General features: G+C 68.7%; 21 protein-coding genes. 9 read left to right on the plus strand and 12 right to left on the minus strand.

Features of this window, described 5'->3' with window-relative positions:
• Positions 1-18 precede the first annotated feature (18 nt).
• The 9 genes from ACMGER_RS16720 to ACMGER_RS16760 all read right to left on the minus strand — a co-directional run bounded on the left by ACMGER_RS16720 (position 19) and on the right by ACMGER_RS16760 (position 8,601).
• Positions 19-381: a hypothetical protein gene (locus tag ACMGER_RS16720; protein ID WP_436813292.1), complete on the minus strand. Its 363-nt coding sequence runs from the start codon at positions 379-381 to the stop codon at positions 19-21.
• Between the two features lie 210 nt (positions 382-591).
• The gene (phoB, locus tag ACMGER_RS16725) at positions 592-1,284 is read right to left on the minus strand and encodes a phosphate regulon transcriptional regulator PhoB (RefSeq protein ID WP_436813293.1); all 693 of its coding nucleotides are present in this window, start codon (positions 1,282-1,284) and stop codon (positions 592-594) included.
• Between the two features lie 17 nt (positions 1,285-1,301).
• A complete protein-coding gene (gene phoU / locus ACMGER_RS16730) occupies positions 1,302-1,997 on the minus strand; it encodes a phosphate signaling complex protein PhoU (protein WP_436813294.1) in 696 nt (231 codons plus the stop codon).
• 46 nt (positions 1,998-2,043) lie between these two features.
• Positions 2,044-2,790: a phosphate ABC transporter ATP-binding protein PstB gene (gene pstB / locus ACMGER_RS16735; RefSeq protein ID WP_436813561.1), complete on the minus strand. Its 747-nt coding sequence runs from the start codon at positions 2,788-2,790 to the stop codon at positions 2,044-2,046.
• A gap of 26 nt (positions 2,791-2,816) precedes the next feature.
• Entirely contained in the window at positions 2,817-4,115 is a 1,299-nt protein-coding gene (gene pstA / locus ACMGER_RS16740) for a phosphate ABC transporter permease PstA (protein WP_436813295.1), read from the minus strand.
• Complete coding sequence (gene pstC, locus ACMGER_RS16745; RefSeq protein WP_436813296.1) at positions 4,108-5,481, minus strand: phosphate ABC transporter permease subunit PstC; 1,374 nt, start codon at positions 5,479-5,481, stop codon at positions 4,108-4,110. Before pstC ends, pstA begins: the two co-directional genes overlap by 8 nt.
• Positions 5,482-5,524: 43 nt before the next feature.
• Positions 5,525-6,559, minus strand: coding sequence for a PstS family phosphate ABC transporter substrate-binding protein (locus ACMGER_RS16750; RefSeq protein ID WP_436813297.1), 1,035 nt, complete (start codon positions 6,557-6,559; stop codon positions 5,525-5,527).
• Between the two features lie 40 nt (positions 6,560-6,599).
• Positions 6,600-7,832, minus strand: coding sequence for a sensor histidine kinase (locus ACMGER_RS16755; RefSeq protein ID WP_436813298.1), 1,233 nt, complete (start codon positions 7,830-7,832; stop codon positions 6,600-6,602).
• 85 nt (positions 7,833-7,917) lie between these two features.
• Complete coding sequence (locus tag ACMGER_RS16760) at positions 7,918-8,601, minus strand: HAD-IA family hydrolase (RefSeq protein WP_436813299.1); 684 nt, start codon at positions 8,599-8,601, stop codon at positions 7,918-7,920.
• Between the two features lie 11 nt (positions 8,602-8,612).
• On the opposite strand from ACMGER_RS16760, the gene glmU reads away from it, so the two are divergent.
• Genes glmU through glmS form a run of 3 tightly spaced genes read left to right on the plus strand, consistent with a single transcriptional unit; the run spans position 8,613 to position 12,180 of the window.
• Positions 8,613-10,025: a bifunctional UDP-N-acetylglucosamine diphosphorylase/glucosamine-1-phosphate N-acetyltransferase GlmU gene (gene glmU, locus ACMGER_RS16765; RefSeq protein ID WP_436813300.1), complete on the plus strand. Its 1,413-nt coding sequence runs from the start codon at positions 8,613-8,615 to the stop codon at positions 10,023-10,025.
• The gene (locus tag ACMGER_RS16770) at positions 10,022-10,333 is read left to right on the plus strand and encodes a hypothetical protein (protein WP_436813301.1); all 312 of its coding nucleotides are present in this window, start codon (positions 10,022-10,024) and stop codon (positions 10,331-10,333) included. Before glmU ends, ACMGER_RS16770 begins: the two co-directional genes overlap by 4 nt.
• Before the next feature lie 23 nt (positions 10,334-10,356).
• Complete coding sequence (gene glmS, locus ACMGER_RS16775; protein ID WP_436813302.1) at positions 10,357-12,180, plus strand: glutamine--fructose-6-phosphate transaminase (isomerizing); 1,824 nt, start codon at positions 10,357-10,359, stop codon at positions 12,178-12,180.
• A 91-nt stretch (positions 12,181-12,271) separates the two neighbouring features.
• On the opposite strand, the gene pabB is transcribed toward glmS, so the two are convergent.
• Together pabB and ACMGER_RS16785 are read right to left on the minus strand one after the other, a co-directional pair.
• A complete protein-coding gene (pabB, locus tag ACMGER_RS16780) occupies positions 12,272-14,020 on the minus strand; it encodes an aminodeoxychorismate synthase component I (RefSeq protein ID WP_436813303.1) in 1,749 nt (582 codons plus the stop codon).
• Between the two features lie 150 nt (positions 14,021-14,170).
• Positions 14,171-17,074: a TonB-dependent receptor gene (locus tag ACMGER_RS16785; protein WP_436813304.1), complete on the minus strand. Its 2,904-nt coding sequence runs from the start codon at positions 17,072-17,074 to the stop codon at positions 14,171-14,173.
• Positions 17,075-17,252: 178 nt separating this feature from the next.
• On the opposite strand from ACMGER_RS16785, the gene agaR reads away from it, so the two are divergent.
• Positions 17,253-18,032, plus strand: a complete 780-nt coding sequence (gene agaR, locus ACMGER_RS16790; protein ID WP_436813305.1) for a transcriptional repressor AgaR — start codon at positions 17,253-17,255, stop codon at positions 18,030-18,032.
• Positions 18,033-18,145: 113 nt separating this feature from the next.
• On the opposite strand, the gene ACMGER_RS16795 is transcribed toward agaR, so the two are convergent.
• Positions 18,146-19,222 (minus strand): amidohydrolase family protein, encoded by a 1,077-nt coding sequence (locus ACMGER_RS16795; protein ID WP_436813306.1) that lies wholly within the window; start codon positions 19,220-19,222, stop codon positions 18,146-18,148.
• 172 nt (positions 19,223-19,394) lie between these two features.
• Here ACMGER_RS16795 and ACMGER_RS16800 point away from each other — a divergent pair, with 172 nt between their 5' ends.
• From ACMGER_RS16800 to ACMGER_RS16820, 5 genes are all read left to right on the plus strand, one after another.
• The gene (locus tag ACMGER_RS16800; RefSeq protein WP_436813307.1) at positions 19,395-21,614 is read left to right on the plus strand and encodes a glycoside hydrolase family 36 protein; all 2,220 of its coding nucleotides are present in this window, start codon (positions 19,395-19,397) and stop codon (positions 21,612-21,614) included.
• Positions 21,611-22,531, plus strand: a complete 921-nt coding sequence (locus ACMGER_RS16805; RefSeq protein WP_436813308.1) for an EamA family transporter — start codon at positions 21,611-21,613, stop codon at positions 22,529-22,531. Before ACMGER_RS16800 ends, ACMGER_RS16805 begins: the two co-directional genes overlap by 4 nt.
• Before the next feature lie 69 nt (positions 22,532-22,600).
• Positions 22,601-23,884 carry a D-tagatose-bisphosphate aldolase, class II, non-catalytic subunit gene (locus ACMGER_RS16810; protein WP_436813309.1) on the plus strand — a complete coding sequence of 428 codons (1,284 nt, stop codon included), beginning with the start codon at positions 22,601-22,603 and terminating at the stop codon, positions 23,882-23,884.
• Positions 23,877-25,019 (plus strand): SIS domain-containing protein, encoded by a 1,143-nt coding sequence (locus ACMGER_RS16815; protein ID WP_436813310.1) that lies wholly within the window; start codon positions 23,877-23,879, stop codon positions 25,017-25,019. The genes ACMGER_RS16810 and ACMGER_RS16815 overlap by 8 nt, the downstream gene beginning before the upstream one ends.
• Entirely contained in the window at positions 25,016-25,969 is a 954-nt protein-coding gene (locus tag ACMGER_RS16820) for an N-acetylglucosamine kinase (protein WP_436813311.1), read from the plus strand. Before ACMGER_RS16815 ends, ACMGER_RS16820 begins: the two co-directional genes overlap by 4 nt.
• The last annotated feature ends 7 nt before the right edge of the window (positions 25,970-25,976 follow it).

A 25,976-nucleotide genomic window follows, 5' to 3' on the forward strand; every position in this document is an offset into this window, starting at 1 on the left:
ACGTGAACGGAAAGCGGGCTATTTGCGGCCGCCGCGCTGCATACAATTGTCGTACTGGCCCTTCTTGCACGGCGGGTATTTGGCGAGCGGCGCCGGCGGCGGGAACGCCTGGTCCGGCGGCGGCGCCGGCTGGAAGGTGGGCTGCACCCCCGGCTGCGGCGTGCCCTGGAGGGCGGGCGTGCTCGGCTGATAGCCGCCGGCCGGGTCGGGCGCGGCCGCATCGGTGGTCGACGTCGCCGTGGTCGTGTCGGCCGGCGGCGTGGCCTGAGTCTGCCCGGCCGGCGCAGTCGTCTGGTCGGCGGGCGGCGTGGTCTGCGTCTGATCCTGCGCAAAGGCGGGAGCGGCGATGGCGAGCATCCCCGCCACGATGATCGACTTCATCAGTCTCTCCTCGAAAACGGCGCACGAAGCGCGTGCGTCGAGGGGCTAACGCAGATCGGCAGAAGTCGTTTCGCGTATGACGCAATTGTCATGCGGGACGGAAGGCGATCGCCCCTCTCAGCCGTCATCCCGGCGAAAGCCGGGATCTCACGAGGGCAGGGCCCCTATGTTCGCCTGAGATTCCGGCTTTCGCCGGGATGACGGCCGGAATTACCCCCCCGAATCGAGCGCGTATCCCGCGGAGCGGACCGTACGGATGATGTCGGGCCGGCCGCCGACGTTGATCGCCTTGCGCAGGCGCCGGATGTGGACGTCGACGGTGCGGCTCTCGATGTCGCTGTCGTGGCCCCATACCGCGTCGAGCAGCCGCTCGCGCGAGAACACCCAGCCGGGATGCTCGAGGAAATGCTTGAGCAGCCGGAACTCGGTCGGGCCGAGCGGCACCACGTCGCCGCCGCGGCGGACCTTGTGGCCGACGGTGTCCATCTCGATGTCGGCATAGGTCAGCGCCTCGCCCGCCAGCGCCGGGCGCACGCGGCGCAGCACCGCGTTGACGCGAGCGACCAGCTCGCGCGGGCTGAACGGCTTGGTGACATAGTCGTCCGCGCCGGTTTCGAGGCCGCGCACGCGGTCCTCCTCCTCGCCACGCGCGGTCAGCATGATGATCGGCACGTTCGCGGTGTCGGGCGAGCGGCGCAGGCGCCGGCACACCTCGATGCCGGACAGGCCCTCGACCATCCAGTCGAGCAGCACGATGTCGGGCGTCGCCTCCCGGGCGAGCAGCAGCGCTTCCTCGCCGTCGGGCGTCTGGCGCACCTCGAAATCCTCGCGGCGGAAGTGCCAGGTGACGAGTTCGGCAAGCGCCGGATCGTCCTCGACCAGCAGCATTCGGGCTCGGCTCATATCAGTTTCCCGCTCTTCTAGACGCCGGCAGCGTCGCCGGTCTCGCGGTCGGCGAGATGGCGTCCGGTGGCGGCGAAATAGACCATTTCGGCAATGTTGGTGGCGTGGTCGCCGATCCTCTCCAGGTTCTTGGCGACGAACAGCAGGTGCGCGACCTGGCTGATCGTGCGCGGGTTCTCGACCATGTAGGTGACCAGCACCCGGAAGATCGAGTTGTAGAAATCGTCGAGCGCGCTGTCGCGGTCGCATACGCGCACCGCCGCCTCGGCGTCGCGCGCGGAGAAGGCGTCGAGCACGTCGTGCACCATGTCGGCGGCGAGGCCGGCCATCGCCGGCAGGATCGAGATCGGCTCGATGCGGTCCTCGCCATGGATCGCGGGGACGCGTTTGGCGATGTTCTTGGCATAGTCGCCGATCCGCTCGATCACCGCGGCGATCTTGAGCGCGGCGATCACCTCGCGCAGGTCGTCGGCCATCGGCGCCCTCAGCGCGATCACGCGGACCGCCAGCTTCTCGACCTCGGCCTCCAGCGCGTCGAGGTTCTTGTCCTTGGCGCGGACCTCGCTTGCCAGCGCGGTGTCGTTGCGCTGGAGCGCGGTGATCGCGTCGGCGATCGCCTGCTCGGCCAGTCCGCCCATCTGGCTGATGAGCCCGCGCAGCTCGCCGATGTCCTGGTCGAAAGCCTTGACGGTATGTTCGTGGCCGGTCGCCATTTAACGCTCTCCTGGCCTCGCTTCGGCCTCGACGGGGACAGGGAACTCAACCATAACGCCCCGTAATATAATCCTTCGTCCGCGGCTGCTGCGGATTGGTGAACAGCTCGCTGGTCTCGCCATACTCGACGAGCTGTCCCAGGTGGAAGAACGCAGTGCGCTGCGAGACGCGCGCGGCCTGCTGCATGTTATGCGTGACGATCACGATCGCATAGTTGCCGCGCAGCTCGTGGATCAGCTCCTCGATGCGGGCGGTGGCGATCGGGTCGAGCGCCGAGCAGGGCTCGTCCATCAGAATCACCTCGGGGTCGACCGCGATCGCGCGGGCGATGCACAGCCGCTGCTGCTGGCCGCCCGACAGCGCGGTGCCGCTGTCGTGGAGCCGGTCCTTGACCTCGTCCCACAGGCCGGCGCGCTTGAGCGAGCGCTCCACGATCGCGTCGAGATCGGCCTTGCCCGCGGCGAGCCCGTGGATGCGCGGGCCGTAGGCGACGTTCTCGTAGATCGACTTGGGAAAGGGGTTCGGCTTCTGGAACACCATGCCGACGCGGGCGCGCAGCTGCACCACGTCCATCGACGAGGCATGGATGTCCTCGCCGTCGAGCGTGATGCTCCCCTCGACCCGCGCCGAGGGGATGGTGTCGTTCATGCGGTTCATCGTGCGCAGGAAGGTCGACTTGCCGCACCCCGACGGGCCGATGAAGGCGGTGACATGCTCCATGTCGATGTCGATCGACACGTCGCTCACCGCCTGCTTGGCACCGTAGAAGACGCTGACGTTGCGGGCGGCCATCTTGAGCGTGTCGGTTGTGTCGGTCGTCACCAGCGGGTCTCGAACTTGTTGCGAAGGTAGATGGCGAGGCTGTTCATCGCCAGCAGGAACACCAGCAGCACCAGGATCGCGGCGCTGGTCTTCTCGACGAAGCCGCGGCTGACCTCGTCCGACCACAGGAAGATCTGCACCGGCAGCACCGTCGCCGGATCGGTGAGGCCCGACGGCGCCTGGGCGATGAAGGCGCGCATCCCGATCATCAGCAGCGGCGCGGTCTCGCCGAGCGCGCGCGCCATGCCGATGATCGTGCCGGTGAGGATGCCGGGCAGCGCGAGCGGCAGGACGTGGTGGAACACTACCTGGATGCGGCTCGCGCCGATGCCGAGCGCGGCGTCGCGGATCGAGGGCGGCACCGCCTTGATCGCGTTCCGTCCGGCGATGACGATCACCGGCATGATCATCAGCGCCAGCGTCATGCCGCCGACGATCGGCGCCGAGCGCGGCAGGCCCAGCGTGCCGAGGAACACCGCCAGCCCGAGCAGGCCGAAGATGATCGACGGCACCGCAGCGAGGTTGTTGATCGACACCTCGATCAGGTCGGTCCAGCGGTTCTTGACCGCATATTCCTCGAGATAGATCGCCGTCAGCACGCCGACCGGGAACGCGATCAGCAGCGTCACCAGCATGGTCAGGAGCGATCCCTTGAGCGCCCCCCAGATGCCGACCGCGCCCGGATCGGTCGCATCGGCGCGGGTGAGGAAGCCCCAGTTGAAGCCGCTCCGCACGGCATCGGCCTGCGCGAGCCTGGCATAGGCGGCCTCGGCCTCCGGACGACCCGATCCGCGCGCGGCGCCGTCGATCTCGGTCGAGGCGGGGACGGCGATCACCGCGTTGCGCTTGAGCAGCGACGGATCGTCCTTCACCGCCTCGCGCACCGTGGTCCAGGCGTTGTCGGCGATCCAGTCGTCGGCGCCGGCGCCGAATGCCTTCACCGCCGCCACCGAGACCTGCTCCTCCAGCCCCGCGCTGGCGAGGGCGAGGTCGGCGCCGCGCCCCGAAAGCTGCTCGCGCGTCACCGGCAGGCTCAGCGCGGCGAAGTCGATCGGCAGCTTGACCTCGGTGCGCTGGAAGCCTTGGAGGCCGCTCCCCATCATCGTCGCCAGCAGATAGACGAGGAACGCCGCCGACAGCACGATCGCGCCGAGCCCGAGCAGCCGGAACCGCCGCTCGGCGGCATAGCGCCGCCTCAGACGCCGCTGCATCGCTTGGGTGCGCCAGTCGGTCGGCACGCGCGCCGCGGGCTCATGGCCCTCTGCCGGGGCGCCGGGGACGAGCACGCTACTCATAGGCCTCCCGATAGCGCTTGACCACGCGCAGCGCGACGATGTTGAGCAGGAAGGTGATGATGAACAGCGTGAGGCCCAGCGCGAAGGCGGCGAGCGTCTTCGGGCTGTCGAACTCGGCCTCGCCGGTCAGCAGGTCGACGATCTGCTTGGTGACGGTGGTCGCGCTCTCGAACGGGTTGAGCGTGATCGTCGCCGCGCCCGAGGCGGCCATCACCACGATCATCGTCTCGCCGATCGCGCGGCTGACCGCGAGCAGGATGCCTGCGACCACCCCCGGCAACGCCGCGGGCAGCAGCACGCGGGAGATCGTCTCGCTGGTGGTGGCGCCCATCGCCAGGCTGCCGTCGCGCATCGCCGTCGGCACTGCCGCGATCGAATCGTCGGCCATCGAGGAGACGAACGGGATGATCATCACGCCCATCACCAGCCCCGCCGCCAGCGCGCTCTCCGACGAGGCATAGGTCATGCCCAGCATCACCGCGAGATCGCGGATCGCCGGCCCCACGGTCAGCGCGGCGAAATAGCCGTAGACCACGGTCGGCACGCCGGCGAGGATCTCCAGGATCGGCTTCATCCACCGCCGTACCGCCGGCGCGGCATATTGGGTGAGATAGATCGCGCTCATCAGCCCGAACGGGATCGCGACGACCATCGCGATCACCGCGCCGATGAAGAAGGTGCCCCAGAACAATGGCACCGCGCCCAGCACCGATCCGGGATCGTTGGCCGGGATCACCTGCGGGCTCCAGTGCAGCCCGAACAGGAAGTCGGTGACCGGCACCACCGCGAAGAAGCGCGCGCTCTCGAACAGCAGCGACACGAAGATGCCGAGCGTGGTCAGGATCGCGATCAGCGAGGCGACCAGCAGGGTCAGCATCATCGTGCGCTCGACCCGCTGGCGCGCACGGAAGGCCGGGGCGACCCGGCTCAGCGCATAGGCGCCGCCGGCGAAGGCGAGCAGCACCGCGATGCCGGTCGCGATCCAGCGGTAGCGATGCTCCGCGGCGGCGAACAGCGGCGCGAGCCGCTCGGACAGCGGAAAGAAGGCGCCATAGGCGTGCCCGTTGGCGAGCGCCCGCGCCTCGTCGAGGATCGAATCGCGCTCGAAGCCGAACGGCGGCAGCGCGGCGGCGGCCGGATCGGCGAGCACGCTCGCGGCGACGATCTGCGGCTCGATCGCCGCCCAGACGGCGATGAAGACCAGCGTCGGCACCACCACCCACAGCGCGACATAGCTGCCGTGCTGGCTCGGCAGCGAATGCGGCCGTGCCGGCCCGCCGGCGAAGCGCGCCGCGCGGGCGCGGGCGGTCAGCCAGCCGATCAGGCCGAGTCCGGCGACCAGGAACAGGAGCGCATAAGGATTCAAACGGTGAAACCCGGACGGAGCATGAAGATGATCGGCTGCCGTCTCAGTGGAGCGTCGCCGGGTTGAGCGCAATGCCGTTGTTGAGGATGTCCTGCGAATGCAGCCGGACCGTGTTGGTCGCCGCGATCAGTCCGCGCTTGACCAGCGGGCCGCTCGGCTTCCACGCCTCGGCATATTCGTCGAGGAACTCCTTGAGGCCCGGAACCGCCCTCAGATGCGCCTTCTTGACATAGAGATAGAGCGGCCGCGCGCCCGGATAGCGGCCCATCGCGATCGTCTCATAGGTCGGCTCGACCCCCTCCAGCGGCACGCCGTGCAGCCGGTCCTCGTTCTCCTCGAGATAGCTGTAGCCGAAGATGCCGACCGCGTTCGGGTTGGCGGTGAGGTTCTGGACGATCAGATTGTCGTTCTCGCCCTTGTCGACATAGGGGCCGTCGTCGCGGATCGTGCTGCACACCGCCTTGAAGCGGTCGGGATCGCCGGTCTTGAGCGCCTTGGCTTCGGGCATGGCGGCCTCGCAGCCGGTCTCCATCACCAGCTCGACGAACGCATCGCGCGTGCCGCTGGTCGATGGCGGGCCGTAGACCTGGATCGGGATCGCCGGCAGCGACGGATTGACGTCCTTCCACATCTTCGCGGTGTTCTTCTGGCCCCTGGGGTTGGCGGCGAGCGCCAGATAGACGTCCTGGCGCGTGAGCTTGAACTTCGGGCCGTTGTTCGATTCGGCGAGCGCGATGCCGTCGGTGCCGATCTGGATCTCCATGATCTCGCCGACGCCGTTCTGCTGGCACGTCGCGTATTCGGACTTCTTCATCGGGCGCGAGGCGTTGAGGATGTCGGGATGCTGCGGGCCGACGCCCGCGCAGAACAGCTTGATGCCCGCGCCGGTGCCGGTCGATTCGACCACGGGGGCCTTCATGTTCGAGTGCTTGTTGACGAACTGCTCAGCGACGGCGGTGGTGAACGGATAGACCGTCGACGAGCCGACGATCTTGATCTGGTCGCGCGACTGGCTGCCGCAGCCGGCGAGCGCCAATACCGGCAGCGCCGCCGCCACCAGCTTCCCCAACATGCCCATGTCGATGCCTCCAGAGGAATGGGCCGACTCGTGCCCGCCCTCAGGCGTCCTGTGTTTCAGTCGCGTTACGTGTTGATGACACCGCTGCCGGCAGCAGGATCGAGACGGTGGTGCCGCGCCCGACCTGGCTGGCGATGTCGAGCTGCCCGCGATGCCGCTCGACGATGTGCTTGACGATGGCGAGCCCCAGGCCGGTGCCGCCGACCGAGCGGCTGCGCCCCGAATCGACGCGGTAGAAGCGCTCGGTGAGCCGCGGCAGGTGCTCCGGCGGGATGCCCTCGCCCAGGTCGCTGACGGTGAGCCGTACCATCGTGCTGCCGGCCGGCGCGACGGCGATCCTGACCGGCGTTCCGACCTTCCCGTATTTCATCGCGTTGCCGGCGACATTATGGAGGAGCTGCGAAAGCTGCGCCCGATCGCCGATCACCGCGGGGACTGCCCCGGCCTCGACCACCACGTCCGCTCCCCGCGGATCCGGCGTCGCGGCGAGTTCCGCGCGGACCTCCTCGACCAGCGTGCGGAGGTCGACCTTCTCCTCCGGCGCGCGATATTTCTCCGCCTCGATCCGGCTCAGCGACATGAGGTCGTCGATCAGCCGCTGCATCCGCCGCGCCTCGTCGAACATCACGCCGAGGAAGCGCTTGCGGATGTCCGGATCGTCGCCGGCCTCGTCGCTGAGCGTCTCGATGAAGCCGAGCAGCGCGGCAAGCGGCGTGCGCAGTTCGTGGCTGGCGTTGGCGACGAAATCGACGCGGATGCGCTCGGCGGCATGGCGGCCGGTCGAATCGGTCAGGTGGACGATGCGGCGGCCGTCGGGCAGCGCGCTGACCTGCATCGCCCAGCGCTGGTCGCGGGCACCCAGCCCGACGAGATGGGTCGGCGGATGAGCCTCGTCGCCGCCAGCGCTGACCAGCCGTTCGGCGGCCGCCGGATGGCGTATCGCGAGACGGACGTCCTCCCCCAGAATATGCTCGCCGAGCAGTTGCCGGGCGGCGGAGTTGGCGTGGGTGACGCGGGTGCCGGCGATCACCAGCAACGGCTCGCCGATCGCCTCGATCAGCGCTTCGGCGGCGGGAGGCGCTGGTGGCGGCGCCGGTTCCGACACGCGACGCTCCCCCTCCGGCAGCGCCGCGAGCAACAGCACGGCCGCGAAGCCGGCGACGATCACCAGCAGCATCGCCGAAACGTCACCGTTGAGCAGATAGCCGAGCAGTGCGGCGATCGCGATCAGACCGAAGGCGACGAGCGCACGTGCGGACAAGCCGAACCCCATGGGAATGCCTTAAACGTCAAGCGTGCAATGCGATAGGGCGGCGAGCAAGCGGTGGTTCAAAGCTCCTCCCCGTGCGGGGGAGGAGCTAAGTCGTCGCCGAGCTCAATCCCTGCAGCACCGGCACGAGCCGGTCGTAGGATTCGATCACCGCATCCGCCCCCAACTTCTCGACCGGCTGCATGAGGAACCCGAAGCTGACCGCGACCGCCGGGATGCCGGCGCCCTGCGCCGCCTGCACGTCATAGATCGAATCGCCGACGAATGCCGCCGGACCGCCGCCCAGCAGCGCGATCATGCGCAGGATCGGCGCCGCGGAGGGCTTGGCGTTGCCCTTGCCGAGCGTGTCGCCGCCGATCAGGCAGTCGAAGCGGTCGCGAAGGTTCAGCTCGCGCATCAGCTTTTCGGCCAACGCCTCGAACTTGTTGGTGACGATCCCGACCTTCACCCCCATCGCCCGCAGCGCGTCGACCGTCTCGACCATGCCGGGGAAGGGCCGGCTCTCGACCGCGATATGCGCCTCGTAGAAGCCGAGCAGCAGCTTGTAGAGCCGCCGGAACTCCTCGTCGGAGCAGCCGCCGGTGGCATCGAGCGCGAGGCGCAGCATGGTCTTGGCGCCGCCGCCGATCATCGGCTCGACCTCGTCGCGGGTCAGCAGCGGCCGCCCGGCCTCGCCCAGGGCATGGTTGACCGCCGCCGTCAGGTCGCCGGAGGTGTCGAGCAGGGTGCCGTCGAGGTCGAACCCGACGATCGCGAAAGGGAAATCACGCATCGCCGCCGCGCATGGCCGCATCGCTATGGAATTGGCAAGACGTTCGTGGCAGGGGCGCCGACGTGACCAGTCCTCGACCGATCGCCGCCATCATCCTCGCCGCCGGCCAGGGCACGCGGATGAAGTCCGACCTTCACAAGGTGCTGCACCCGATCGCGGGGCGGCCGATGCTGCTCCACCTCATCGCCGGCGTCGGCGAGCTGGCGCCGGAGCGCACGCTGGTGGTGGTCGGCGCGCGCCGCGAGCAGGTCGAGGCGGTGGTGGCGCCGGTCGGGGCGGAGATCGTCCATCAGGCCGAGCAGCTCGGCACCGGCCATGCCGTCGCGCAGGCCGAGGACGCGCTCGGCGGGTTCGCGGGCGACGTGCTGATCCTCTACGGCGACGCGCCGCTGGTGACCGCCGCGACGATGCGCCGGATGATCGAGCGCCTCCATGGGTCGGATCAGCCCGCCTGCGTCGTGCTCGGCTTCCGCCCGCCCGATCCGGGCGCTTACGGCCGCGTGATCGCCGACGATGACGGCCGCATGGTCAAGATCGTCGAGTTCAAGGACGCGAGCCCCGAGGAGCGGGCGGAGACCCTGTGCAACTCGGGCCTGATGGCGGTGCGCAACGAGGATCTGTTCGCGCTGCTCGCCCGCGTCGGCAACGCCAATGCCGCGGGCGAATATTACCTTCCGGACATCGTCATGCTCGCCGTCGGCGACGGCCGCGTCGCAGCGGTGATCGAGACCGACGCGACGGAGGTCGCCGGCGTCAACAGCCGTGCCGAGCTCGCGGAGGTCGAAGCATTCTGGCAGGCGCAGCGCCGCGCCCGCGCCATGGCCGAGGGTGCCACGCTGATCGCGCCGGAGACCGTGTGGTTCTCCTACGATACCGAGCTGGGCCGCGACGTGACGATCGAGCCCAATGTCGTGTTCGGCCCCGGCGTCAGCATCGCCAACGGCGCGACGATCCACGCCTTCTGCCATCTCGAAGGCGCCGTGGTGGGGGAGGGCGCCAAGATCGGCCCTTATGCACGCCTCCGTCCCGGTACGGTGATCGGCGAGCGCGCCAAGGTCGGCAACTTCGTCGAGACCAAGAAGGCGGTGCTGGGCAAGGGCGCCAAGGCCAACCACCTGACCTATCTCGGCGACGCGACGGTGGGAGCGGGCGCGAACATCGGCGCCGGGACGATCACCTGCAACTACGACGGCTTCTTCAAATACCGGACCGAGATCGGCGAGGGCGCCATCATCGGCTCGAACAGCGCTCTGGTTGCGCCGGTCACGATCGGCGCCGGTGCGATGACCGGTGCGGGCGCGGTGATCACCAAGGACGTCGAGCCCGACGCGCTCGCTCTCGCCCGCCCCGAGCAGACCGCCAAGCCCGGCTGGGCGAAGCGCTTTCGCGAGATGATGCTCGCCCGCAAGAAGGCCGCCAAATGACCGACCGGTACGACGGCAAGCCGTTCCTGCGACTGCTCGACAGCTATGTGCTCGACGCGATCGGCTTCCTCGACCGCGACGGCGAGGCGGCCGCGCGCGATGCCGAGACGGCGGTGCGCGAAACCTACGGCCTGTCGGGCGGCTGGCGGGAGATGGTCGCCGCGGAGATGAAGTTTCCCGACGGGATGCCCGGCGCGCTTCGCGAGCTGTGGACGAAGGGGCGCCGGCGCTTCGTCGAGACGCAGGGCCATGAACCGGACCCGCGCGAGTTCGTCCGGACCTTCGTCGACACCAATTTTGCGCGCTGAGGCGCGGGGGAGAGCATCGCGCCATGTGCGGAATTGTCGGTATCCTGGGCACCAGCGAGGTCGCACAGCGCCTGTTCGAGGGGCTGAAGCGCCTCGAATACCGCGGCTATGACTCGGCGGGCATCGCCACGCTCACCGGCCGCGGCATCGAGCGCCGCCGCGCCGAGGGCAAGCTCGCCAATCTCGCCGCCCGCCTCGCCGCCGATCCGCTGCCGGGCACGATCGGCATCGCCCACACCCGCTGGGCGACGCACGGCGCGCCGACCGAGGACAACGCCCATCCGCACATCGTCGGCGACGTGACGATCGTCCACAACGGCATCATCGAGAACTTCAAGCCGCTCCGCGACGAGCTCATCGCCGCCGGCCGCGAGTTCAGGTCGCAGACCGATACCGAGGTGGTCGCGCATCTCGTCGACCGCGAGCTCCAGGCCGGCAAGCCTCCACGCGAGGCGGTGGCGGCGGTGCTGCCGCGCCTCCATGGCGCCTTCGCGCTCGCGGTGCTGTTCGCGAGCGAGCCGGACCTGCTGATCGCCGCCCGCCTCGGCGCCCCGCTGACGGTCGGCTACGGCGAGGGCGAGAACTATCTCGGCTCCGACGCCCATGCGCTCGCCGGCCTCACCCAGCGCATCGCCTATCTCGACGAGGGCGACTGGGCCGTCCTGACCCGCGAGCGCATCGAGATCTTCGACCGCGACAACAACCCTGTCACCCGCGAGATCGTCGTCTCGGGCGTGTCGCCGGCGACGATCGACAAAGGCAACTACCGCCACTTCATGCTCAAGGAGATCCACGAGCAGCCGGTCGTGGTCGGCGACACGCTCAGGAGCTACGTCCGCCCCGTCGAGCAGATGGTGGCGCTGCCCGACATGGATTTCGATCTGGGCGCGATCGATCGCGTCGCGATCATCGCCTGCGGCACCGCCAGCTATGTCGGCATGATCGGCAAATATTGGATCGAGCGCTTCGCGCGGCTGCCGGTCGAGGTCGATGTCGCCTCCGAATACCGCTACCGCGATCCGGTGCTGTCGCCCGGCACCCTCGGCGTGGTGGTGTCGCAGTCGGGCGAGACCGCAGACACGCTCGCGGCGCTGCGCCATATGAAGGCGAACGGCGTCACCACCGCCGGCATCATCAACGTGCCGACCAGCTCGATGGCGCGCGAGGTCGACCTGCTCCTCTCCACCCATGCCGGGCCGGAGATCGGCGTCGCCTCGACCAAGGCCTTCACCTGCCAGCTCGCGGTGATGGCCGCGCTCGCGGTCAACCTCGCCCGCGCCAAGGCCAAGCTGACGCCGGAGGAGGAGCGCGAGATCGTCCGCCACCTGATCGAGGCTCCCGCCGCGATCAACGCCGCGCTCGCCCATGACGAGGAGATCGCCGAGATGGCCCACACCATCGCCGGCGCCCGCGACGTGCTCTACCTCGGCCGCGGCCCCGAATATCCGATGGCGCTCGAGGGCGCGCTCAAGCTCAAGGAGATCAGCTACATCCACGCCGAAGGCTATGCCTCGGGCGAGATGAAGCACGGCCCGATCGCCCTCATCGACGACAAGGTGCCGCTGATCGTGCTGGCCCCGTCAGGCCCGCTGTTCGACAAGACGGTGTCGAACATGCAGGAGGCCCAGGCCCGCGGCGCACAGGTGGTGCTGATCTCCGACGCCGCCGGCATCGCCCAGGCGGGCGAGGGCACGATCGCGACGATCGAGATGCCCGAAGTCCATCCCCTGATCGCGCCCTTGGTCTATGCCGTGCCGGTGCAGCTGCTGGCGTATCATGTCGCCGTGGCCAAGGGCACCGACGTCGACCAGCCCCGTAACCTCGCCAAGTCGGTGACGGTCGAATAGCTCGCGTCGACTTGGCGCGCTACGTCTCGTCACCGTAAGCGAGCGCGGCATAGTCGAAAGTTGCCGTTGGTCGCCAGTTCTCTTCTGGCTCTCACACCTGCAATCGCGCGGGAATGAGTCCGCGCAAGGAATTTCCCAGCACGAGGCCAGTCCGGCAGTCGTCCGGACGCAACTCGCCTTCGACCGCGCGTCCGGTCTCGATCAGCACCGATCTGAGTACGCCCGGCAACAGCCCGCGCGATAGCGGCGGCGTCACCAGCACGCCGTCTCGTTCGACGAATATGCTCGTGAAGCTTCCCTCGGTCAAATAGCCCTGCTCGTCGACGAGCAGATACTCGAATACCTCGGATTCGCGCTCGGGCCAGCGATAGAGCGAGCGATCGCTCGTCTTGTGCATGAGGCGGAAATCTCCGGCGCCGGCGATCCTGGGCATCAATCGGACCGATACCGGGCCCCTCACCGCGGCAGGCATGTCGGCGATCTCGATCGTGACCGCCCCGCTTCCGGCGAGGGCAAGGCGTACACGTCGCGGGTCGTTTGTGCCATCGAGCGTCCGGTCGAGCTGGCGCTCGATCGCGGCGAGATCGCAGGCGAACCCAAGCGCCGCGGCGCTGCGCGACAGCCGTGCGAGGTGGCGATCGCGATGACGCAGTCCCTCCTCAGGCTCATACGCCATCGTCTCGACGAGATCGAGATCGCGCCTCGCCGCATCGAGGAACCGCGCCTTCACCAGGCATTCCGCCCATTCGTCGGCGCGATCGGAGTCCGCGACGATTCCTGATCCGAGCCCGATCGTCATGCGGCCAGTCCCAGGAACATGGCGCAACGTTCGGATCGCCACGTTGAAGCGCGCGTCGCCGCTTGGAGCGATGTGACCGATCGCGCCCGTATAGACGCCGCGCGGGCCGTCTTCGAGGTCGCCGATCACCTGCATCGCGCGAATCTTGGGCGCCCCGGTCACCGAGCCGCAAGGAAACAGGGCCTCGAGCACCGCGACCGTGTCGATGTCCCGGCGTTTCCGCGCCGTGACGGAAGAGACGAGCTGCAGGACCGTCGGGTAATGCTCGACCGCGAAAAGCTCGGGAACGGCAACGCTACCGGGTTCGGCGATCCGTGCGAGATCATTGCGCATCAGATCGACGATCATCAGATTCTCGGCGCGCTGCTTGGGATCGCTCGCCAGCCTTTGCGCGTCGCCGGCACCGCGATGCGGTGCCGTGCCCTTCATGGGCCGGCACGTCACCGTGTCGCCGTCGATCGAGAAGAACAGTTCGGGCGAAAGCGACAGGATCATTTCGTCCCCGGTCGAGATCAGCGCCGAATGCGCGGCGCGTTGACTGGTGCGAAGACGTCCATAGAGGGCGAGGGGATCGCCCGCGAAGGCCAGCTCGGCCATGAAGGTCAGATTGGCCTGATAGATGTCCCCGGCGGCGATCAGCGCCTTGGCCTGCTCTATGCGCCGTTGATGCATGGCAGCCGAGGGTCGGGGACGCAGGGGGCCCAGCCAGGCCGCCTCGGCGTCGGGCAACAGCTGCATGATCTCGCCGCTCGAGAGGATCTCGGGTGCTTCGAAGGCGCCGAACCACAGCAGGCGCTCGCCGGCATCCCGGACGGGTATCTTCGGATTGACCGCCGCGCCGGCTTCATAGGCCAGATATCCGGCCACATGATGGCCCGCGGCCAAAGCGTCCCGCATCTGGCCAAGCGCCAGTGCGATCTGATCGAACGACCTGGCCTCGAATATCGCGCCCGGAGATCGGAACAGCAGGCTCGATGCCGCCGTGTCGCGCGCGTCGTCGATGAGCACGAAGGGCCCGATTGAGTGGAGCGACCGGATCACGATCCCGCGCTGTTAGAACCGGCTCCGTGCCGTAACAACAGGCATATGGCGGTTGTGGACGAGAAGGCTTGCACCGGCCGGAGGACTGAGCCCGGTCGCAGGTGCCGGCCCGTTCCAATCCCCCCTGGCGGGGGAGGATTGGAATCCGTCCTACAGCCGCCCGCGGATGCCGAAGAAGAACGAGCGTCCCGAATATTCGTAGAAGTTCGGCACGTTGCGATAGGTGTTGAACCGCTTGATCGCCGAGCCGAGCAGGTTCGATCCCTGGACGTAGACCGACAGGTTCTTGGTCACGTCGTAGGACAGGCTCGCCGACATCTCGTGGTACGGGTCCTCCTTGACCGGCAGGTAGCCGAGGTTGCCCGACTGGGCGTAGACGTAGCGCGACTGGTAGCTGTACGAGACCTGCGCGCCGATGCCGTGGTTCTCGTAGAACAGCTTGGCGTTGGCCGAGAAGGGGATCGCGCCCGGCAGGTCGGTGGTGACGTCGCCCGACTTGGCGCGCGAATGGTTGTAGGTCGCGTTCGCCTGGATGCCGAAGCCGTTGTCGAGGAAATACTGGCCGCCGACCTCGATCCCGTACACCTTGGCGCTGTCGCCGTTGACGACCTGATATTCGACGAAGTCGAAGTTCTGCTGCTGGTTGGCGGGCTGGTCGGTCGGCGTGATCACCACGTCGACCGGGACCGTCGAGACGAAGTTGGTGATGTGCTTGTAGAAGGCCGCGGCGGTCAGCGCGAGGCGGTTGGTCGGGTAATATTCGAGCGAGACGTCGAACTGGTCGGCCTCGGTCGGCTTCAGGTTGGGATTGCCGGCGTCGTAGATGATGTAGGTGCCCGACTGCGCCGACGTCGCGTCCTTGGCCGGGGACAGCTCGCCGAAGGTCGGCCGCGAGATCGCCTGCGAGGCGGCGAGGCGGACGCGGAAACCGTCGGCGATGTCGTAGGAGAAATTGGCCGCCGGCAGCAGGCGCAGATAGTCGCCGCCGCCCGTGATGTCGTCCACGGGATTGAAGTTCACGTCATTGTCCTGCGTGCCGACACGCGGGATGATGCTGGCGATCGAGGCGCCGTAGCCGGTCGAGGACACCTTGGTCGACACCAGCCGCGCACCGAGGTCCGCGCGCCAGCCCTGGCCCTCCAGGTTGAACTGGACATAGCCCGCCCAGGTCCGCTCCTTGATGAGGTAGGAGGCGGGCAGGTCGGGCTCGATCACCTGGGTCGAGTATCCGGCGGGGTAGGGCGACAGCGAACAGCCGGGGATCGGCGTCCCGGTCTCGTCCAGGCAGCTGTTGGGATCGAGGATCGCCGGATTGGCGTCCGCCCGCGGCAGCGCGGCGAGATAGGTGTCGATGTCGAAATAGGGGAAGTTGCGCGGGAAGTTGCCCGGCCGCTTCGACAGGATGTTCTCGCGCCCCGGCTGGACCACGTCCGCCCCGATCTGGCCGAAGGTGAACGGGTAGCCGCAATAGTTGCACGACGTCGTGTACTGGTTGTCGATCTGGTCGACGGTCTTCCGGCGGTCGGTCCAGGCGACGCCGAAGGTGATCGACTTGAAGATGTCGTTGGCGACCTCATACTCGCCGTCGAGCTTCACGCCCTGGGTGCGGTCCGCGATGTTCTGGCCCTGGATGCCGATATAGTGCGCGCGGAAATCGTCGTTGGTCGCCTGGTCGAGCGTCCGCCCGCCGGGGATGGTGATGGCGAGGTCGGGCAGGCCGTTGTTGCGCGTCGCGAAGGCCGCCGAGGCGTCGAGGATGCCCGCCACCACGAAACGGTTCTGACCGCCGCTGTTGTCGGTGGCCTTGCCGTAATAGCCGTCGAGCGCGAACTTCCACTTCTCGCCCGCCCGCCAGTCGATGCGGCCGCCGATCTGATAGGTCTCGCTCTTGCGCGGCTCGTCGGTGGTCAGCACCTCGGCGACGAGATCGTTGACGTTGAAGCCGGTGACGACGTTGTTGTCGTCGGTCCGGATCGAGGCGGGGTCCCAGCGCAGCGACCCGTCGTCGCCGAGCGGGTTGAGATAGTTCGACGAGCGGTAGTTGTGCTGCGTCACGTCGAAATGGCTGTAGAGGCCGTCGATCGTCACCTCGAAATCGCTCGACGGCTTCCACTGGAACGATCCCGCCGCGCCGATCCGCTCACGTTCGCCCGTGACGTAGCCGACACTGTAGTAATCGGGCCAGATATAGGCCGGGCCGTTCGCGTCGGGATTGACCCGGCCGTCGCCGTTGAAGTCGACGCCATAGGCGGCCTCGGTGCCGTCGGTGATCGAATATTCGCCGAGGTTGTCGGTACGGAACTTGTACTTGTTGTAGCTGCCGCCCAGCACGATGCCCATGGTGTCGTCGGCGAAGGTGGTGCTGACCACGCCGGTGATCTTGTAGCCGCCCTTGTCGACCAGGTCGTTGTACTGGCCCTCGATCGCGGCGGAGGCGTGGAATCCCTTGCGGTCGAGCGGGCGCGCGGTGCGCAGGTCGACGTTGCCGCCGATGCTGCCCTCCAGCTCGGATGCGCGGACCGCCTTCTGCACCTCGGCGCCGGAGATGATCTCGGACGGCAGCACGTCGAAGGAGAAGGAGCGGTCGGGCCCGTCGGTCGGCAGGATGCGCCCGTTGAGCGTGGTGATCGCGAAATTCTCGCCGAGCCCGCGGACGGTGATGGCGCGGCCCTCGCCGCGGCCGTCGCGGCCCACCGTCACGCCCGGGATGTTGGCCAGCGCCTCGGCGACGTTGCGGTTGGGGAACTTGCCGAGCTCCTCGGCGGAGATGGCATCGACGATGGTGTCGGCGTCGCGCTTGGCCTGGATCGAGCGCAGCAGGCTGCCGCGGACGCCGCGGACGACGATGTCGGGGCCCGCGACCGCCTCGGCGCCGTCCGCGGCCTCGGGCTGCTGGGCCGGATCGGACAGGACCGTCGATGGCTCGGGTGCGGCGGTCGAGGACTGCGATTCGTCGGGCTGGCTCGCCTGGGCCGGCGCCGCGGAGGCGGCCAGCAGCGCCGTCGCGCTGGCTCCAGCGAGCACCACCGTCCGCCACTTATGCCCTCGCGTCATCGCCGTTCCCCTTTGATATTTCGCCACATTCTGCCCGACTCCGCTGAGCCGTTGGCGCGATATATTTCGTTTTCGTAACTCGTCTGTAGCAACACTGTCAAACGGAAAAGAAACGAAACAGAGGCGATGTTGTCGGGCGCGCGCCCTGCTGGTAAGCATCGCGCAGCAGGAGGTTTTCATGCCCGTTACCCGGGACACCAGCGAGAGACGTCAGCAGATCAGTGCGCTCGTGCGCGAGCGCGGCAGCGTGCAGGTGGCGCCGCTGGCGGCGCGGTTCGGCGTATCGGTGCAGACCATCCGCAAGGACCTGCACTTCCTGGAGAAGCGCGGCGTCGCCGAGCGGTCCTACGGCGGCGCGATCTCCGCCGATGCGGTGAACGTCGCGGTCGAGCCCTCCGTCGAGACCAAGCGCGCGATCAACATCGACGAGAAGGCGCGGATCGGCGTCCTGGCCGCGTCGATGGTGAAGCCCGGCGATTCGATCGTGCTCGATTCGGGCACGACCACCTTGCAGATCGCGCATCACCTGCCGGACGACGAGGACATCACCGTCCTGACCAACGATCTCGACATCGTATGCGCGCTTGCCCGCAAGGAGCGGATCACGGTGGTGATGCTGGGCGGCACGCTCAGGCGCCGCAACCGCGCCTTCTACGGCGCGCAGACGGTCGGTGCGCTCGACGACCTCCATGTCGACAAGCTGTTCCTGGGCGTCGACGGGTTCGATCTCGAACGCGGCATCACCACCCATTTCGAGCCGGAGGCGATGCTGAACCGCAAGATGGTGCAGGCCGCGCGCCAGGTGATCGCGGTGACCGACCGCTCGAAGTTCGGCCGCGTCTGTCTCCACCGCATCCTCAACGTCGGCGAGATCGACGACCTCGTCACCGACGCGACCGAGGCCGACGGGATGCAGGCCGCCGCCGACCGGCTGGGGTTCCGGCTGCATATCGTCTGACGTTTCGCCCTGGCGATAGGGCGACCGGTTTTCACGCACTATCGTCACCCCGGAACAAGTCCGGGGTGACGGTGGAGGTGGGGCTGCCCCCACCCAAATAAGTCCGCGCCCGATCAGTCCTTGAGATGGAAGAACCGCCGCGCGTTCTTCCAATAGATCTTGTCGATCACTCCCCGCGGCAGGTCCAGCCCCTTCGCATCCGCGCCGATCGCATCGACCCGCTGGCTGAGCGGCGTCGCCAGGTAGCGCCAGTCGGCGCGCCACACCCGGTCCGCCTCCTCGGCGAAGTTGCCGGTCGCGGGCGGGTTCTGCGCGCGGGCGGCGGGATCGGGCGGGCTGTCGGTCAGGTCGGTGCCGTACAGGATGCGGTCCTGGTACTTGATGAAGAAGGCGCGCACCTTCGCCAGGTCGGCATTGGACTGGACCTGGAGGTTCGACATGCGCGCCGCCAGGTCGACGACGGTGTTGGGATAGTGATCGAAGAAGCGGGCGAGCTCGTCCACGCTCCACTCCAGGCTCGCCATGTGCGCGCCGTCGAAGGCGAGCTTCGGGTGCCGCGCCACGAACCGGTCGCGCGCGGCCATCAGCGCCTCGTAGCTCGGCTCCTCCGGATGGAGGTACATGTAATATTCGGGATGCTCGCGGAAATAGCTGCGGTCGTTCTCCGTCGTCATCTGGTCGAGCGGCAGCCAGCAGTTCTTGGGCTCGGCCTGATGCGCGATCAGCGGGATGCCGCGCTGCTCGAGATGCGCCATCACGCCGTCGAAGCGCGGGTCGTCCAGGAACACGCGTTTGCCCTGCGCATCCTTGGCGACCATGCCGATGTTCTTCCACACCTTCACCGCGATGGCGCCGCGCGCGAACGCCGCATCGAGCGCACGGATCGTGCGCTCCGTCCAACCCGGCGTGCCGAAGCCCTGCATCGAGAAGGTGGTGGCGAAATGGAAATGCTCCGGATCGGCCGCCCGCATCCGATGGGCAACCTTCGCCTGTTCTGCGAGCGGCGGGAAATCCGGGTAATCGACGTTGATCGACAGCAGCTCGAACCCGTCGCGGCGCGCCACCTTGACGAAGCGCGGATCGTCGACGTTGGCATGGAAATGCGCGTCGAACTTGGCGACCTTGGCGAAATCCGCTTCCCCATAACCCGCCTCCGGCGCGGCGCCGACCAGCAGTGCCGATCCGGTCATAACCACTATCCTGGTCAACATCCGCATCGCGACCTCCAAACGAAAACGAAACGAAACGCTCGATTATGTTGCGTTTTTGATTTGCGCCGCGCGAGCGGTTGGTGCAAGCTCTTTCTCAAGCCCGCTCGTCGCCTCGACGGCGAGTCCGGCCATGGAAGGAGAGCCAGCGACAATGTCGTTCAACACCGTCACCCGCCGGGCCATGCTCGGGCGCCTGATGGCCGGCGGCGCGCTGATCGCCGCCCCGGCGATGACCGGTCGGGCCTGGGCGGCCGCGCCGGCGGGCGTGCGGCTGTCGGACGGCACGCTGACCATCGACTTCGACACGGCGATGCGCTCGACCCTGTCGCACGCCGGCAAGCCGGTGACGCCGGGCGCGGCGGGGGAGGCGCTGTTCCTCGCCGGTCGCCGCCCGGTCGACCGCTTCCTCTTGCTCGACCACCGAGAGGCGCCGGTCAGCGGCCCGCATGGTCCCGGACGGCAGCATCGCCTCCGCGGCACCGCCGAAGGCGCGGTGGAGCAGCAGCTCGCGATCACCTTCTTCGATCGTTACCCGGGCCTCGCGCTCTACGAGGCGAGCTTCCGCAATACGGGAACGGCGCCGCTGGCCGTCGCCGGCTGGCGGATCGCGACCCATGACCTGCTCGCGCATCCCGACGGTGCCTGGAGCTTCGCGGGCGCCTCCTATCCCGATCGACGCGACTGGGTACAGAAGGTCGGCCCCGGCTTCGAGCAGCGCAACTTCATGGGCATGAACGGCTCCGATTACGGCGGCGGCACCCCCGTCGCCGTGGTCTGGCGCCGCGACGTCGGGCTGGCGGTCGGCCATGTCGAGACGGTGCCGCGTCTCGTCTCGCTGCCGGTGGCGGCGCAGCCCGACGGCACCCGCATCGGCCTTACCGGCGACGAGCCGACGCTGCTCGCCCCCGGCGCCACGCTGACGCTCCCGATCGCCTTCCTGATGGTGCACGTGGGCGACCATTTCCGCCCGCTCGACGCCTATCGCCGCATCATGGCCGAGCGCGGGCTGGCGGCGCCGGCGATTCCCGAATCGAGCTATGGCCCGATCTGGTGCGCCTGGGGCTATGAGCGCAACTTCACCACCGAGCAGGTCTACGGCACGCTGCCCAAGGCGAAGGAGCTCGGCTTCGAATGGGCGGTGCTCGACGACGGCTGGCAGACCGCCGAGGGCGACTGGACAATCGACCGCACCAAGTTCCCGCGCGGCGACGCCGACATGAAGGCCTTCGCCGACCGCATCAAGGCCGCCGGGATGCGCCCGCGGCTGTGGCTGGCGCCGCTCGCGGTCGATCCGGGCACCGACCTGCTGCGCGACCATCCCGACATGCTGCTGCTCGACCGCGACGGCGCCGCGCAGAACGTCAGCTGGTGGAGCGCTTTCACCCTGTGCCCGGCCTATCGGCCGACCGTGGAATTCTTCCGCGCCCAGGTCCGCCGCATCATCGGCGACTGGGGCTATGAGGGGCTGAAGCTCGACGGCCAGCACCTCAACGGCGTCGCGCCCTGCTACAACCCCGCGCACAATCACGCGCGGCCCGAGGAATCCTACGAGAAGCTGCAGGATTTCTGGAAGGCGATCTACGACGAGGCGATCTCGATCAACCCGCAGGCGATCGTCGAGCTCTGCCCGTGCGGCGACAGCTTCGCCTTCCACAACATCCCGGCGATGAACAACACGCCGGCCTCAGATCCTACCTCGTCCTGGCAGGTCCGCTCGAAGGGCAAGACGTTCAAGGCGCTGATGGGTCCCTCGGCGCCTTATTCCGGCGACCATGTCGAGCTCAGCGACGGCCGCGACGACTTCGCCTCGACCTACGGGATCGGCGCGATCCCCTCGACGAAGTTCACCTGGCCCAGGGACACGCCCACGCCCACCGCCCAGCTGCCGCCCGGCGGCTTCGTGCTGACGCCTCAGAAGGAGGCGCTCTGGCGCAAGTGGATCGATCTCTACAAGGCCAACATGCTCGCCAAGGGCACGTATCTGGGCGGCCTCTACGACATCGGCTTCGACAAGCCGGAGGCGCACGCGATCGAGAAGGACGGCGCGCTGCACTATGCCTTCTATGCGGACAAATGGGACGGGCCGATCGCGCTGCGGGGGCTGGGCGAGGGGAGCTACGCGCTGACCGATGCCTTCACCGGCCGCGCGCTCGGCACCGCGACCCGGACGCGCAACACCATTCCCGCAGCGTTCGAACGGTTCCTGCTGGTCCGCGCCACGCCTGTTGGGGGCGGATTCGGCCAGCTTGAATCTGTTCCCCGGCAAGGGCCGGGGCCCAGTATCGAACCGCCCGCAACTGGGCCCCGGCCTTTGCCGGGGAACGGCTACTTCAAGCCGGATGGATCGAGCTCCAAGGGAGGCGCCGCGTGAGCGAGGCCGCCGCGCCGTCCGGCCGCGCCTGGCTCGCCAATGCGCTCGTCACCGTCGTCCTGTGGGGCGTGTGGGGCGCCTTCTCCGGCCTGTCGCCGCAGCACGGCTTTCCCGAGACATTGGTCTATTGCGTCTGGGCGCTGACCATGATCCCGCCGGCGCTCGTCGTGCTGGCGCAGGCGGGGTGGAAGCTCGACCGCTCGCCGCGCGCGATCGGCTACGGCCTGGCGATCGGCGTGCTCGGCGCGGGCGGGCAGATGGTGCTGTTCTACGCCGTCGCGCGCGGGCCGGCCTATCTCATCTTCCCGATCATCTCGCTGTCGCCGGTCGTGACCATCGCCCTCTCGTTCCTGCTGATGCGGGAGCGGACCGGGAAGCTCGGCGCGTTCGGCATCGTGCTGGCGCTGCTGGCGCTGCCGACCTTCGACTTCGCGCCGGGCGGCGGGGGCGGGGCGTCGGCGGCGTGGCTGGTGCCGGCGCTGGTGGTGATGCTGTGCTGGGGCGTGCAGGCCTATTTCATGAAGGCGGCGAACCACGTCATGTCGGCCGAGAGCATCTTCGTCTACATGACGCTGACCGGGCTGATGCTGATCCCGGCCGCCTGGGCGATGACCGACTTCGCCAGGCCGATCAACTGGGGGCTGGACGGCCCGGGCCTCGCCGCCGTGATCCAGCTGCTCAACGCGATCGGCGCGCTGACCCTGGTGTTCGCCTTCCGCTACGGCAAGGCGATCATCGTCGCGCCGCTCGCCAATGCCGGCGCGCCGCTCGCCACCGCGCTGATCTCGCTGGTCGTGCTGGGCGTGATGCCGGGGCCGCTCAAGACCGTCGGCATCCTGCTCGCGATCGTCGCGTCGCTGCTCCTCGCCATCGAGCCCGATGCCAGGGACGATGAGATGATTCCCGAAGCCGTGTAGTTTCGTTATATTTCGATTTATTGCGTTAGACGAATTTCATCGCTAACGACGATCCGGAAAGGAGCCGACGTGAAAGCGATTCGAGACATGGTGCTGCGGCACAAGGCCGGCGAGCGGATCGGCGTGACCTCGGTGTGCTCGGCGCACCCGCTGGTGATCGAGGCGGCGCTGTGGCACGCGCTCGCGACCGGCCAGCCGATCGCGCTGGTGGAGGCGACCTCCAACCAGGTCAACCAGGACGGCGGCTATACCGGGATGGTGCCGGCCGGCTTCCGCGACTTCGTGCATGGCATCGCGGACAAGGTCGGCTTTCCGCGCGAGCGGCTGGCGCTCGGCGGTGACCACCTCGGCCCGAACGCCTGGACCGCGCTGCCCGCCGCCGAGGCGATGGCCAAGGCCGAGGTGATGGTGGCCGACTATGTCCGCGCCGGCTTCCGCAAGATCCACCTCGACTGCTCGATGAGCTGCGCCGACGACCCGGTGCCGCTGCCGGAGCGCACGATCGCCGAGCGCGCCGCCCGCCTGTGCCGTGCCGCCGAGGACGCGTTCGAGGGCGATGCGGACGACGCGCCGGTGTACGTGATCGGCACCGAGGTTCCCGTGCCCGGCGGCGCCGCCGAGGACCTGGAGGAATTGACGGTGACGACGCCCGAGGCGGCGATCGCCACCGTCGACATGCATCGCGACCTGTTTCGCGACGCCGGCCTCGGCGATGCCTGGGACCGCGTGATCGCGACGGTGGTCCAGCCGGGGGTGGAGTTCGACCACGACAAGGTGGTCGACTATCGTCCCGAGCGGGCGACGGCGCTCAGCCGCGCGATCGAGCCGGTCGACCATATCGTCTTCGAGGCGCATTCGACCGATTACCAGACCCCGGAGGCGCTCGCCGCGCTGGTGCGCGACCATTTCGCGATCCTGAAGGTCGGCCCCGGCGTTACCTTCGCGCTGCGCGAGGCGCTGTGGGCGCTCGACGCGATCGAGGCGGAGACCGTCGCCGCGCCGCGCCGCGCCCGCCTGCGCGACGTCACGCCCGCCCGGATGCACGCCGAACCCAGGCACTGGCGCAAATATTATCACGCGACCGGCGAGGCGCTCGGGCTCCAGCTCCAGTACAGCCTGTCCGACCGCATCCGCTACTATTGGCCCGACCCCGAGATCGCCGCCGCCCAGGACCGGCTGTTCGCCAACCTGCGGGAGGCGCCGCCGCCGCTGCCGCTGGTCAGCCAGCATCTCCCACTTGCCTATGCCGCCGTGCGCGCCGGCCGGGCCACGCTCGACCCTGCCGAGCTCGTCATGGCGCATGTCGCCGCCACGCTCGACGCCTACCACGGAGCCTGCCATCCCGATGCCTGACACCCTGCTCGCCCCCGATGCCGACGGCAGCGACCCGGCGCCTTGGACCCGCCGGGAGATCGAGCAGCAGCCCGAGACGCTGCGCGCCACCCAGGCCATGCTGCGCGCGCGCCAGGCGGAGATCGAAGGCTTCGTCGCGCCGCTGCTGGCCCGGCCGGAGCTGCGCATCGTCCTGACCGGCGCCGGCACCTCGGCCTTCATCGGCGAGTGCCTGGCGCCCTGGCTGTCCAACCTGCTCGGCCGCCCGGTCGAGGCGATCGCCACCACGGACATCGTCAGCGCGCCGGCGCTGCACCTGCGCCGCGACGCGCCGACGCTGCTCGTCTCGTTCGGCCGCTCGGGCAGCAGTCCGGAAAGCATCGCCGCCGTCGACCTCGTCGACGCGACCGTCGCCGAAGCCCATCACCTCGTCGTCACCTGCAATCCCGACGGCGAGCTGGGCCGGCGCACGAGCGCGAACACCCATGTCGTCGCCCTGCCGGAGGCGACTCACGACCGCGGCTTCGCGATGACGTCGAGCTTCAGCGCGATGACGCTGGCGGCGCTGTCGATCCTAGGCGGCATCGTGGCGCTCGACGCACGCGTCCCGGCCATCGCCGCGGCGGTCGAGGATGTGCTTGCACGGTCAGAGCCGGTGGTGGCCGACCTGGCCGCGCGTGGGTTCAAGCGCGTGGTCTATCTCGGCAGCGGCGTGTTCAAGGGCCTGGCGCGCGAGGCGGCTCTGAAGCTCATGGAGCTGAGCGACGGCGCGGTGGTGACGGCATTCGACACCGCGCTCGGCTTTCGCCATGGTCCCAAGACCATCATCAACGGCGAGACGCTCGCGGTGGTATTCGTGTCCAACGATCCGCTCACCCGCCTCTACGATCTCGACATCGTCGAGGAACTGCGCGGCGACGGCCGCTGCGGCGCGGTGATCACCGTCTCCGCCCGGCCGGAGGACGGCGCAGACATCACGGTCGCCGGCATGGCGGAGGCGGTCGACGCGGACCTGCTCTTCCCCTTCATCGTGCCGGCGCAGCTGTTCGGCCTCCATGTCTCGCTGGCGTTGGGCCTCGCGCCCGATCGCCCCAACGCGAGCGGCACGGTGAACCGCGTCGTGCAGGGCGTGCGGATCCACGCGCTGCCCGCATGACCGCCGACGCCTGCTTCCTTGGTGTCGACGGCGGCGGCACCAAGACCGAGTTCGTCTGCATCGATGCCGCCGGCGCGGTGATCGCGCGCGCCGTCACCGGGACCACCTACCATCTCGAGGTCGGCCTCGACGAGGCGGTGCGGCGCCTCGAACAGGGCATCAGTGCGGTATGCGGCGACCTGGGGATCGCCCCGGCCGCGCTCGGCTTCGCCTTCTTCGGCTTGCCCGCCTATGGCGAGGACAATGTCATCGACCCGCAACTGCACGCCGCCTGCGGCCGCCTGCTGGGGCACGATCGCTACGCCTGCGGGAACGATGTCGTCTGCGGCTGGGCGGGGTCGCTCGGCTGCGAGGACGGGATCAACATCGTCGCCGGCACCGGCTCGATCGGCTACGGCGAGCGCCAGGGCAGGGCGGCGCGCGTCGGCGGCTGGGGCGAGGTGTTCGGCGACGAAGGTTCGGCCTATTGGATCGCGATCCGGGGGCTCGCCCTGTTCTCCCGTATGAGCGACGGCCGCGCGCCCAAGGGGGTGCTGTACGACCGGATCGTCGAGGCGCTGTCGCTCCGCAACGACCTCGACCTGTGCGAACGCATCATGGGCCGGGACGGGATGGGGAGGGGTGAGATCGCCGGCCTCGCGAGCCTGGTCTCGCGCGCGGCGGCCGAGGGCGACGCCGGTGCACGGGCCATCCTCGTGTGTGCCGCCGAGGAACTGGCGGCACTGGCGCTTGCCTTGCGCGACGTGCTCGGTTTCCCGCCCGAGGCTCGGGTGCCGGTCTCCTGGTCGGGCGGCGTTCTCCTGCGCGAGCCTCTGGTGCGCGACGCCTTCCTCGAGAAGCTGGCGGGCAGCGGAGGCTTTGCCGCGGTCGAGCCGCGTTACGACCCGGCCTATGGCGCCGCCCTCTACGCCCAGCGGTTGGCGGGCTGCGAAGCGCGCACGGATCCGTAACACGCCT

Origin of the sequence: Sphingomonas astragali, assembly GCF_051400615.1 — a bacterium.
Classification (GTDB): domain Bacteria; phylum Pseudomonadota; class Alphaproteobacteria; order Sphingomonadales; family Sphingomonadaceae; genus Sphingomonas.